Genomic DNA, 12369 nt, shown 5'->3' on the forward strand with positions numbered 1-12369 from the left:
AACCTATTGTCATGATAGCAAAACTAAACTAAGAGTGACTGCAATGGCAAAAGATAAATCAGGATATATTATCGCGGCCGCCTTCATTGGCCCAGGTACAGTAACAACGGCGAGTCTAGCAGGCGCTAACTTCGGTTTTCATTTGGTGTGGGCGTTATTGTTTTCAATTTTTGCCACCATTGTATTGCAAGATATGGCTGCTCGCTTGGGGGTGGCAACGGGCAAAGGCTTGGCATCAGCGATGAAAGACATGGTATCGACGCCGTGGCTAAAAATGCTATTCATCGCCTTAATTGTCAGCGCAATTGGTATTGGGAACGCCGCCTATGAATCAGGTAACCTTACCGGCGCCGCCATTGGTCTGGATGCTTTTTGGGAAATTGGCACGGGCACCTGGGCACTTATTCTTGGCGCACTTGCCATTGCTCTACTGTGGACAGGCAGCTACTCATGGATAGAAAACGTTCTGGTGTACCTCGTATTTATCATGGCTGGCGTATTTTTCGTTACCCTGATAGTCGCTAAACCCGATATACCTTTAATGTTTAGCCAGCTCCTTCAACCTCAGCTTAGCGCAGACTCCATTACTACCATTCTTGCGTTAATAGGCACCACCATTGTGCCTTACAATTTATTCCTCCATGCAAGTCTTGTGGCGAAGTCATCTAATAATGCAGACAAAGCTAATGCCATTAAGGGGTGCCGCAAGCAATCGGCAACCGCCATTAGCATGGGTGGCTTAATTACCCTTGTTGTAATGGCCACGGCCATGATGGCATTTTTTAACCAAGCGGCTACGATGGATGCGAGCAACATGGGTGAGCAATTAAAACCTGTGTTGGGCGATAAAGCCCAATGGTTCTTTGCACTAGGCTTATTTGCGGCAGGGCTAACCAGCGCGATAACTGCGCCACTTGCGGCTGCATATGCAGTTTGTGGAGCACTTGGGCTGTCTGATAACTTGAAAAGCAAAGGGTTTCGCACGGTGTGGCTGGCAATAATTGTGTGTGGCGTTGCCGTTGCTGCACTCGGTTTTAAACCCTTGCCTGCTATCTTATTTGCTCAAGCTACTAACGGATTATTGCTGCCTATTATTGCTATCTTTTTATTAGTGGTGATGAATAAAAGCAACGCACTTGGTGAATTCAAAAACACCCCATGGAGCAATTTTGCAGGCGTTCTAGTGGTATCTGTTGTGGTGGGATTGGGGCTTTACAAACTCACCAGCTTATTCATATAAGTTACACGGCATTCAGCCACAAAAAAGCCCGTTATGCGATAAGCAAACGGGCGTTTTTATATGCTATGTTTAGTGAGTGGCTAACTGGTCGGCTACATAGCTAGACGTTGTAGCACATCGTTGAGCATCAACTGGCTACAGCCGAAATTTATTCGAAAGTGATCGGCTTTGTGAAAATCTGCACCAGGAGAAGGGCCTACGCCTTTTTCTTCTGCCCACGTTTGTACATTTTCAACCCCTAAACCGCTTGCGTCTACCCATGCTAAAAACGTGGCTTCTTGCTTCAACATAGATAGCCCATCTATGCCGTTTATCGTTTCATACACGGCATCACGGTTAGCGCGCAAATACTCAAGCTGAGCACTATGCCAATCATCACACAGCGTGAAGGCTGCCTCGGTAGCCGCTAATCCCAACACATTGACCCAAGGTACAATACCCGCAGCAGCACCGGTAAATTGCTGCCGGAGTTTAGGGTCTGGAATAATCGCAAACGAGGTACCCAAACCAGCAATATTAAAGGTTTTGCTAGCGGCCATTAAGGTAACGCTGTTGTTGGCTAGGTTCGCTTCACGTCCAGCCGGAATATGCTTAATTCCAGGCTCTAAAATCAGGTCACAGTGGATTTCATCAGAACATAAACACACGTCATTGGCGTTACAAATATCAGCAACCCGATCTAGCTCTGCTTTGGTTAATACCGAGCCAACTGGGTTCATCGGATTACAAAGAATGAATAGCTTACATTTAGGGTCGGCAGCATGGGCTTCTAGCGCTTCAAAGTCTAATGTATAGCGGCTCTCTCCCGACTTAGTGTCAATCACTGTGCCTATATCGATGCGCTCTAGTTCATTTAATTTTGGTGCTGCTAGCAAAGGCGGGTAATTAGGTGTTTGAATAAGCACCTTATCGCCAGCTTCACAATAAGCTTTACAGGCAACGTTAAACGCAGGCACAACGCCTGGCGTCCACACAATCCACTCTGCTTTCACCTCCCAGTCGTGCTTGTCTTTCAACCAACGCTGGATTGCACTAATCGCACCTTGATGTTGACCAGGTAATACATAGCCCAAATTGCCATGCTCAACTTGTTCAGAAATTGCATCCAAAATTGGCTGAGCGCATCGAAATTCAGTATCGGCAACCCAAGCAGGAATAATGTCCTTACCTTTATACTTTTGCCACTTAAACGAATAGGTATCTTTACGAGGTGGGGTTTGGTCAAAATTAAACGTCACACTTACATCCTGTTGCCATTACATTATGAGCACCAGTGTAATAATTCGTAAGCATATAAACTAGCGCTGCTTAGACCATTTAGGACTTTTTTATTTGTTTGCTAACGCCCTTGAATGCTTTACTAAGGAGTAGCTAGTTATTCGCTTACGCGACTTTTAGCATTTGCTAGCGCTACGGACTTGGCTTTTGCGGCCAGGGAGTCCATTTGCAAGGGTTTTGCTAAAAAACCAGATACACCTAACTTGCGCGCTTCCATGACGAGTTCTTTATTGGGATCACCAGTGATCAGTAAAAACGGAACAGATAAGTTCGCCGACCGGCATGCCTTTAACAAACTTAATCCGTCATATTCTTTCATGACTTGGTCGCTAATAATCAATTGTAACGTGTCTGGCGTTTGTTGAAGCAAGAATTCACGGGCAATTTTACTTCGGCTAAACGGGTAAACCGTCGCCGATAAACGGGTTTCTAATGCATCGGTAATAAGATCGAGCGTAATAACATCGTCTTCAATAACTGCTACAGAGAACACGGGCTTTGCCTTTTTAATTTCATTAACTTGATGATAGAGGCCAAAGTCGATGTTGCCAACTCATCTTTCGTCGACATTTTGGCAAAAACGTGAGCATAAAAAAACGCCAGCTTGAAAGCTGGCGTTTTTGAATCATCTTAATGCATTTGAAAACTAATTAAGTCATCAAAGCGGAGGTGATTACTTTTTCTCGCGTGAAGAACGCTTACGTTCGTTTTCAGTAAGTAACTTCTTACGAATACGAATAGATACAGGCGTAACTTCAACTAATTCGTCTTCATCAATGAACTCAAGCGCTTGCTCAAGCGACATCTTGATAGGCGGAACCAAAGTTTGCGCTTCATCAGTACCAGAGGCACGAACGTTAGTTAACTGCTTACCTTTAAGGGCGTTAACAGTTAAATCGTTATCGCGGCTGTGAATACCGATAACCATACCTTCGTAAACTTCTACACCGTGACCGATAAACAAACGACCACGCTCTTGAAGGTTAAACAAGGCGTTAGTTAGGGCTTTACCGTTAGCGTTAGCAATAAGAACACCGTTCTTACGCTTACCAATGATACCGCCTTTGTATGGGCCATAGTGATCAAACGTATGATAAAGCAAACCTGAACCAGACGTCATCGTCATGAATTCTGTTTGGAAACCAATCAAACCACGGCTAGGAATAACGAAGTCGATACGTACACGGCCTTTACCATCTGGAGACATGTTGGTCATTTCAGCTTTACGCAGACCAAGTTGTTCCATGATAGAGCCCTGATGCGCTTCTTCACAGTCTACCGTTAGTGTTTCAAACGGTTCTTGTGTTTCGCCATTCTCTTCTTTAAGAATAACTTCTGGACGTGATACTGCTAGCTCGTAGCCTTCACGACGCATGTTTTCAATAAGGATACCCAAGTGAAGTTCACCACGGCCTGATACGCGGAATTTATCCGGATCTGGCGTTTCTTCAACACGAAGTGCAACGTTATGTACTAGTTCGTCGTTCAAACGCTCTAGAATGTTACGTGAAGTAACATACTTACCTTCTTTACCAGAAAACGGTGAAGTGTTTACCTGGAAGGTCATAGTAACTGTTGGTTCATCAACAGATAACGGCGTCATCGCTTCTACTTGGTTAACATCACAAATAGTGTCAGAGATTTTAAGCGAACCTAAACCTGTGATTGCGATAATATCGCCAGCGCTTGCACCTTCAACTTCATGACGTGCTAGACCAAGGTAACCATATACAAGGCCAACTTTACCGTTACGCTTCTCACCTTCAGCGGTAACAACAGTAACTTGTTGGTTTGGCTTAACAGTACCGCGTTTAATACGGCCAACACCAATTACACCTACATATGAGTTGTAATCAAGTTGAGAAATTTGCATTTGGAATGCACCAGTGGCATCTGCATCTGGAGGCGATACTTGGTCAACAATCGTTTGGAACAATGCGTTCATGTCTTCAGCTGGCTCGTCGGCGTCTAATGAAGCCCAACCATTTAGTGCTGATGCATATACAACTTGGAAATCTAACTGATCGTCAGTTGCGCCAAGGTTGTCGAACAAATCGAATACTTGATCCATAACCCAATCAGGACGTGCGCCAGGCTTGTCAATTTTGTTGATAACAACAATTGGCTTCAAGCCTTGAGCAAATGCTTTTTGTGTTACGAAACGCGTTTGAGGCATTGGACCTTCTTGCGCATCTACTAGAAGCAACACTGAATCGGCCATTGACATTACACGCTCTACTTCACCACCGAAATCGGCGTGTCCTGGAGTATCTACGATGTTGATACGGTAGTCATTCCAGTTAATAGCAGTGTTTTTCGCTAAGATTGTGATGCCGCGTTCTTTCTCGATGTCATTCGAGTCCATCACGCGCTCTTCTTGCTCACCGCGAGTTTCAAGAGTGCCTGACTGTTGTAACAGTTTATCAACCAAAGTTGTTTTACCGTGGTCAACGTGAGCAATAATAGCAATGTTACGTAATTTATTAATATCAGTGGTATTCATCTAGGGAGCCTGTGTAAATCATTACATGATGTTAAGCATGCATTAGATTTGTTGCAAAAAATGCAGATAGTAAATTTTGCGCGGATTGTACAGAAAAACCACGGCGTTTGCGCACCTTTTTTTTAAAGGGAGGCATGTTTTTCACTATTATAGTCTTTGATTAACGAATTTATTACTTTCGAGCCCTGTTTTCGGTGGTAAGTGAAGACAAGTTAATCTAGGCTAGCTTACGGCTACCTAAATTTAATTTGCACCAAAATATAGCGATTAAGCACCATTTGTGTGCAACACCATTAGTCATTCCGTTATCCTCTTGCTGCTAAGCCAGCAAAATTGGAATCACGATAGATGGCATGAAAATCGCTTTTAGTTTTTCCACTGTTGGGATGAAGCTGATCATTCCGCATTTTTACATTAAACCTGGAGGACACGATGTCAGTAGAAAAGGCATTAGAGCTGATTAAAGAAAGTGAAGCGAAATTTGTTGATTTGCGTTTTACTGATACTAAGGGCAAGGAACAACACGTATCGATTCCTGCCGCTACGGTAGACGAAGAGACATTTGAAGAAGGTAAAATGTTCGATGGTTCTTCAATTGCTGGCTGGAAAGGCATTAACGAATCAGACATGGTACTTATGCCTGATCCTACGAGTGCGGTAATCGACCCATTCGCAGAAGAGACTCAAGTAAATATTCGTTGTGACATCTTAGAGCCTTCTACTATGGAAGGTTACGAGCGTGATCCACGTTCAGTTGCGCGCCGTGCAGAAGAATACCTAAAATCTACCGGCATTGGCGACACTGTATTCTTCGGCCCAGAGCCAGAATTCTTCCTTTTTGACGATGTTAAATTCCACACAGACATGGCCGGCTCTTTCTACAAAATTGATGCTGCTGAAGCAAAATGGAACTCAGGCGCTGATTTTGAAGGCGGAAACATGGGTCACCGTCCTGGTGTTAAAGGCGGTTACTTCCCAGTTCCTCCAGTAGATTCAGCGCACGACATTCGTGCTGCAATGTGTTTAGTAATGGAAGAAATGGGCTTAGTTATTGAAGCACATCACCATGAAGTTGCTACTGCTGGTCAAAACGAAATTGCTTGCGAATTCAACACACTAGTAACGAAAGCAGATGAAATCCAAGTTTATAAGTATGTAGTACATAACGTAGCTCACGCTTATGGCCAAACTGCTACATTCATGCCTAAACCACTTGTAGGTGATAACGGTTCTGGTATGCACTGTCACCAATCAATCGCTAAAGATGGTGTAAACATCTTTGCGGGTGATAAGTATGCTGGTCTTTCTGAAGAAGCGCTTTTCTACATTGGCGGTATTATTAAACACGCTCGTGCAATCAACGCTTTTGCAAACGCATCAACAAACTCTTACAAGCGTTTGGTTCCAGGGTTTGAAGCACCGGTAATGCTTGCATACTCTGCGCGTAACCGTTCTGCATCTATCCGTATTCCATACGTAACGAGCGATAAAGCACGTCGTATCGAAGTACGCTTCCCTGACCCAACAGCTAACCCATACCTTGCTTTCTCAGCAATGCTTATGGCTGGCCTTGACGGTATTAAGAACAAGATCCACCCTGGCGATTCTATGGATAAAGACTTGTACGACTTACCACCAGAAGAAGCGGCAGAAATTCCAACCGTTGCTAGCTCGCTAGAAATGGCACTAGAAGCATTGGATAACGACCGTGAATTCCTTAAAGCTGGTGGCGTTATGACTGACGACATGATTGATGCGTACATCGATCTTAAGTCTGAAGAAGTAACTACGCTTGCCATGACAACTCACCCAGTTGAGTTCGATATGTACTACAGCGTTTAATTAACGCTTAAGTGCTTCAATATACAAAAGCCCGCTTATGCGGGCTTTTTTTTATGCTAAAGCTTTTCTACTATATAAGTAAGAAACTATGAGTGGGTCTCCCTATTGAATATTTATCCCTACATTGTGTTGCTTATGGTGATGGTGTTAACTCCCGGTAAAAGCCATGGGCAAAGCACATCAAATGATCCTGAGGTGTCTACCACCACAAGCTCTCCTGTGTACAAGGTTAAGCAGGCTGACGGCACTATCCTTTATACCGATAGCCCCTCACCGAAAAGCGACACCGTTGAGTTTGATGCTAAAACACAGAATGTAGTGTCCAGTCCATCAACACCTAAACCCGTTCTGGCTCAAACAACTAAATCGAAGAAAGTAGCCTATAAAGTGGTTATAGCCTCTCCGGCCCCTAATGCCACCCTTCGAAACAATGCCGGAAACGTCACCATACGTGCGAACCAACCGACTTCAGTGAAAGCGCCTCGCTATCAATTAATCTTTGATGACGCCCTATTGCAGAGCAATACAACAGGCGTATTTACCTTAAATGGCATAAATCGGGGCGAACATCAGTATAAGGTTGAGCTCACAGACAATAAGGGCAAGACTCTTGCATCCTCCGCACTACAAACGCTGTTTCTGCATCAAGCTTCAGCGTTAATAAATAGCAACTAACGTTCGAAAGTAGCGCAAAGCCCGCACCATAGCGGGGAACAGAAAAAAAGTAACACCAATTCTGTGCCTACAATTTTTGCCGATACGTTACAATGCACCTATATAGTGCAAAGGAGATAAGCTCGGATGCAATCAACCGAGTTAGACACGCAACAATTTTTGAACAGCCTGAATACTGCGCTTGTAATGGTGGACGATAGATTAAATATTGTTTATGCCAACCACGCAGGGGAAGCGCTATTTGAAACAGGTAGAAAGCAACTATGCGGCCATCGTCTTGACGACTTTTTTCTGCCTGGAAATATCGATACCACTCGCTTACGCGCAGCGCTAAGACACGGAGAAGACTTTACCGAAAATGAAATTCGCCTGTGTTTTAGAGATAACCGCAACGTCATGGTTGATTTAACTGTCACGAACTTGCAATTAGAAGAAGGGGCTAGGCTGCTATTTGAAGTAAAAAAAATAGACCAGCAAAAAAGAATATCCCGTGAAAATTTACAAAACGCACAACATTATGCAGCTCGTGAACTTGTTCGTGGGTTAGCTCATGAAATTAAAAACCCATTAGGGGGCATTCGCGGGGCGGCGCAATTACTTGAGAAAGAATTGAGTGAAGGGCACAAAGAATTTACCCAAATGATCATTGAGCAATCTGATCGACTACGTAATTTGGTCGATCGCTTGCTGGGGCCAAATTCACTTCCCAGATTCAATTGGAGTAATGTACACCAAGCGTTAGAGCAAGTTAGAAGCCTAATGCGGGTTGACTCAGAAACCCCCATTACCATCATTCGTGATTACGACCCGAGTATTCCGCCGTTAATGATTGACGCTGATATGATTCAGCAAGCCGTATTGAATATTGTCAGAAACAGCATTCAGGCGCTAACCGAAAGTGAAACGCCCAATCCTCAGATTCGTTTAGTAACACGCATTGAAAGACAGATGACAATTCAGGGACACCGCCATGCGTTAATCGCTAAAATTAAGGTCATAGACAATGGCCCAGGCATTCCCTCAGAAATAAAGGACACGCTTTTTTACCCCATGGTGAGCAGTAAGCAAAATGGTTCCGGCTTAGGGTTATCGATATCGCAAACATTGATAAACCATCACGGCGGAAAAATAGATGTAGATAGCCACCCTGGGCACACCGAATTCGTAATTTATATTCCGATAGACCGCAAGGAGACAGGCAATGACGAATGAGTCAGTATGGATTGTCGATGACGACAGTTCTATTCGTTGGGTGCTTCAAAAGGCCTTACAAACAGCAAGCATCGGATGCTTGTGTTTTGAAAACCCACAAGATTTACTCCTTCAGTTACAAAGCGGTCAAGCGCCGGAAGTGATTATATCTGATATTAAAATGCCGCAGATGGACGGAATGACACTCCTAAACGAAGTGCATGCAACCCACCCTATGATGCCCGTAATTATTATGACGGCGCATTCAGATTTAGACAGTGCGGTAAATGCCTATCAAAAAGGGGCGTTTGAATATCTCCCCAAACCTTTTGATATTGATGAAGCGGTAACACTCACACAGCGTGCGTTAGCCCATGCAAGAGAGCAGTCGAAAACGCAGCAAGCCCCTCAGGACGATCCAGAAACAGAAATTATCGGTGAAGCACCCGCGATGCAGGAAGTTTTCCGTGCAATCGGCCGATTATCTCGTTCATCAATTAGTGTCTTAATTAACGGCCAGTCAGGTACCGGTAAAGAGCTTGTTGCCCACGCTTTGCATCGCCATAGCCCGCGCTCTAGCAAGCCTTTTATCGCACTTAACATGGCCGCTATTCCAGCTGATTTGGTAGAGTCGGAATTATTCGGTCATGAAAAAGGGGCGTTTACCGGTGCACAAAATGCGCGCCAAGGCCGCTTTGAGCAAGCTGATGGCGGTACCCTTTTTCTTGATGAAATAGGTGATATGCCGTTAGACGTACAAACTCGACTTCTTCGTGTTTTAGCCGACGGACAATTTTACCGAGTGGGCGGCCACCAATCTGTGGCAGTAGATGTGCGTATTATTGCTGCAACCCACCAAAACTTAGAAAAGCGTGTGGCTGACGGAAAATTTCGTGAGGATTTATTTCACCGTTTAAACGTTATTCGTGTGCACCTACCGTCTCTATCTGAGCGCCGTGAAGATATTCATTTATTAGCGCGTCACTTCTTACGCCGAGCAGCTAAAGAGCTAGATGTAGAAGCAAAAAGCTTAAGTAAAGATGCCGAAAAGCTGATGGCTCAGCTTCCTTGGCCAGGTAACGTGAGACAACTCGAAAACGTATGTCGATGGCTAACCGTAATGGCCAGTGGACAAGAAGTTCTGCCAAGTGACTTGCCGCCTGAAATCCACGGTGACAGCAGCATAGAAAAGCCCGCCGCCGAAGCGGGAGATTGGCCAGATTTACTCGCCCGCTGGACTGACAAGCAACTTCGCGATGGCAGATACAATATTCTGAATGACGCTATGCTTACGTTTGAAAAGATTATGTTAGAACGTGCCCTTCAGCATACTCACGGCCATAAGCAAGATGCCGCTAAGCGTTTAGGTTGGGGGCGTAATACCCTTACTCGCAAATTAAAAGAGCTAGGTATTACGTAATTCAAGGTAGGTTTTAAGCGCTACAAATACACAAAAGCCCGCTTTATTTATTGTTAAATTGCGGGCTTTTTTATGCTTGTTGAAAACAAAAAATATGTTCGTAGCTAATCGGAGGCTAGCCGCCCTTTTTCAACAGACTTGTCATAGCTTGGTTGAACAACCTAACCCACTTCATGCTAAATTGGCCTTTAGCGCTTCGGTTAATTTCAATAACCGCCTCTTTCTTGGATAGTTGCTTATCTTCATTATGAGCTCGGGAATGTGTCATTGCATCATAAGTATCAACAATAGCTAGTAACTTAGCGCCATCACAAATACCTTCCTCTTTCAGCCCTAATGGATAACCGGTTCCATCGGTACGCTCATGATGCTGCATCACTATTTTACGGGCCAAATCCCATTGATCTAAGTGCTCTAGCAAACGAGAGCTTTTATACACATGGGAGCGCATTAAGTTAAATTCTATATCAGTTAACGCTTCGCTTTTATGCAATAGCTTTAATGGCATGAAAGCCATACCAAAATCATGCACATAACTGGCTACGGCTAGCTGAGACTCATCAATAGGTTTACCCGCTGTGCTGTTAATGTATATCGCTAACTTAGCTACCCTATCCCCCCGACCAACCCAAAAATTCGAGCGTTTCTCAATGGTTTGCATGAGATCGCGAAAGAAAAGAACATCCAGTTTCTTTTCACTACTCATGTCTTTAGGTATACCCGACGTTGCCAAAGTAGGCGGTTTTATTTGAATATTTTCAGGGTTGTTGTCGTCGGTGATCACGTCTAGCGCGGGGTTGAGTAATAATACCGCTTCGGTGAGGCGTTTCTCATGTTCATCACCATTATCCGGCGTAATTCGACTTATCGCCATGACCAACTGTTGATGCAAGGTATCGTCATATTCGGCTTTTCCTTCAGCCATAACAGCTTCTACAAATGCCTTGACCCTATCCATGGTAAGTAATACCAAGTCACTCATGGTACTGGTATAAGATACTTGCCCTTTACGTAAATAGTCGAGTAAGTCTTCCACATGTTGAAGCAAGGGGATCATGGGTGAAAAATTCACTAACCCAAGGTCGCCTTTAATCGTATGGATTGAACGGAACAACGCACGTTGCAGTTCATTGTCCTCTGGACGAAGCTCTAATTCGATTAATGTCTGCTCACTCGATTCGTAAAGCTCATTAATTTCTTCCATTAAGTCACAAAGAATATCTTCTTCGAGGTCGTCAGGTACAAATGTCTGCATTATAGATACCGGGTTGGTGAGGATGAGGTTGCACTTTCTCTTATTGTAAGATGCTATCGACCAAGTTACCTCATACTAAAGTTAAGTATTTTATATTAACTTGCCCATTTTGAACGTATTTCTAGCTATTCCATGGCAACAGAACCGTTAAAGCATCTATAATAGCTCATCGGACAAGTGTACGCTGAAACTTACTTTATACTTCGCGCGTCATTTATATTCAGGAGCCACTTTGATAGCTTTACTACGCGTACCTACGCTTTTACTCACCTTCTTGCTAGTTAATATAGCCCTATTTGCAGTATGTATTTTTCGCCCGTTCCATAAAGATAATGTGCATACGGCGGGTAAACTTTATTCGTTAATGTCTTACGTAATGGGTTTAAAGGTGATTGTTCGAAAAGACCCGGCGGTAGACATAAAAGAACCCTACGTGTTTATTGCTAATCATCAAAATAGCTACGACGTGATGACGATTTGTAAAGCCGCTTTACCCGGCGTTGTCACCATTGGCAAGAAAAGCCTTAAGTGGATCCCGATTTTCGGTCAAATTTATTGGCTATCAGGTAATATCCTCATCGACCGGAAAAATTCCGGCAAAGCCCGAAACACATTAGATATTGCAGCCAACCGTATAGCTAAAAAGCGTACCTCTGTATGGTTCTTCCCTGAAGGAACACGAAGCTACGGACGCGGTTTATTGCCTTTTAAACAAGGCGCATTCCGACTTGCGAAAACCACCAATGAACCCATCGTCATGGTTACTGCGAGTAACCTACACAACAAAGTAAAGTGGAATCGGTGGGACAATGGCGTAGTACTTATCGATATTAGTGCGCCTGAAGCCCTCACCGACGAAAAACCAATTAAAGCATGGATGCAGTATTTCAACGACCAGATGAAAAACAAGATGGCCCAGTTGGATGCTGAAGTCGCTGAAATGGAAAAAAGCAGGTAAACTTGCG

The 12369-nt window shown here is 44.0% G+C and carries 10 protein-coding genes; 6 read left to right on the forward strand and 4 right to left on the reverse strand.

Annotated elements, in window-relative coordinates; translation table 11 throughout:
- Nucleotides 1-43: 43 nt before the first annotated feature.
- On the forward strand, nucleotides 44-1240 hold the full coding sequence (locus FLAVO9R_RS16155) for an Nramp family divalent metal transporter (protein WP_159532972.1): 1197 nt from the start codon (nucleotides 44-46) through the stop codon (nucleotides 1238-1240).
- A gap of 92 nt (nucleotides 1241-1332) precedes the next feature.
- On the opposite strand, the gene FLAVO9R_RS16160 is transcribed toward FLAVO9R_RS16155, so the two are convergent.
- The 3 genes from FLAVO9R_RS16160 to typA form a co-directional block, all read right to left on the reverse strand.
- Complete coding sequence (locus FLAVO9R_RS16160; RefSeq protein WP_159532974.1) at nucleotides 1333-2478, reverse strand: MalY/PatB family protein; 1146 nt, start codon at nucleotides 2476-2478, stop codon at nucleotides 1333-1335.
- Between the two features lie 137 nt (nucleotides 2479-2615).
- The gene (locus FLAVO9R_RS16165) at nucleotides 2616-3011 is read right to left on the reverse strand and encodes a response regulator (protein ID WP_159532976.1); all 396 of its coding nucleotides are present in this window, start codon (nucleotides 3009-3011) and stop codon (nucleotides 2616-2618) included.
- Between the two features lie 180 nt (nucleotides 3012-3191).
- On the reverse strand, nucleotides 3192-5021 hold the full coding sequence (gene typA / locus FLAVO9R_RS16170; RefSeq protein ID WP_159532978.1) for a translational GTPase TypA: 1830 nt from the start codon (nucleotides 5019-5021) through the stop codon (nucleotides 3192-3194).
- A 432-nt stretch (nucleotides 5022-5453) separates the two neighbouring features.
- Between typA and glnA the strand changes: the two genes are divergently transcribed.
- The 4 genes from glnA to glnG all read left to right on the forward strand — a co-directional run bounded on the left by glnA (nucleotide 5454) and on the right by glnG (nucleotide 10149).
- On the forward strand, nucleotides 5454-6863 hold the full coding sequence (gene glnA, locus FLAVO9R_RS16175; RefSeq protein WP_057789700.1) for a glutamate--ammonia ligase: 1410 nt from the start codon (nucleotides 5454-5456) through the stop codon (nucleotides 6861-6863).
- Nucleotides 6864-6968: 105 nt separating this feature from the next.
- Nucleotides 6969-7538, forward strand: coding sequence for a DUF4124 domain-containing protein (locus FLAVO9R_RS16180; protein WP_159532980.1), 570 nt, complete (start codon nucleotides 6969-6971; stop codon nucleotides 7536-7538).
- Between the two features lie 126 nt (nucleotides 7539-7664).
- Nucleotides 7665-8750, forward strand: coding sequence for a nitrogen regulation protein NR(II) (glnL, locus tag FLAVO9R_RS16185; RefSeq protein WP_159532982.1), 1086 nt, complete (start codon nucleotides 7665-7667; stop codon nucleotides 8748-8750).
- Nucleotides 8740-10149, forward strand: coding sequence for a nitrogen regulation protein NR(I) (gene glnG, locus FLAVO9R_RS16190; protein ID WP_159532984.1), 1410 nt, complete (start codon nucleotides 8740-8742; stop codon nucleotides 10147-10149). Before glnL ends, glnG begins: the two co-directional genes overlap by 11 nt.
- Nucleotides 10150-10264: 115 nt before the next feature.
- On the opposite strand, the gene FLAVO9R_RS16195 is transcribed toward glnG, so the two are convergent.
- Nucleotides 10265-11404, reverse strand: coding sequence for an HD domain-containing phosphohydrolase (locus tag FLAVO9R_RS16195; RefSeq protein WP_159532986.1), 1140 nt, complete (start codon nucleotides 11402-11404; stop codon nucleotides 10265-10267).
- A 232-nt stretch (nucleotides 11405-11636) separates the two neighbouring features.
- On the opposite strand from FLAVO9R_RS16195, the gene FLAVO9R_RS16200 reads away from it, so the two are divergent.
- Entirely contained in the window at nucleotides 11637-12362 is a 726-nt protein-coding gene (locus FLAVO9R_RS16200) for a 1-acylglycerol-3-phosphate O-acyltransferase (protein WP_159532988.1), read from the forward strand.
- Nucleotides 12363-12369: the final 7 nt, after the last annotated feature.

It is taken from the genome of Alteromonas sp. 38 (genome assembly GCF_902506055.1).
Lineage (GTDB): Bacteria > Pseudomonadota > Gammaproteobacteria > Enterobacterales > Alteromonadaceae > Alteromonas > Alteromonas lipotrueae.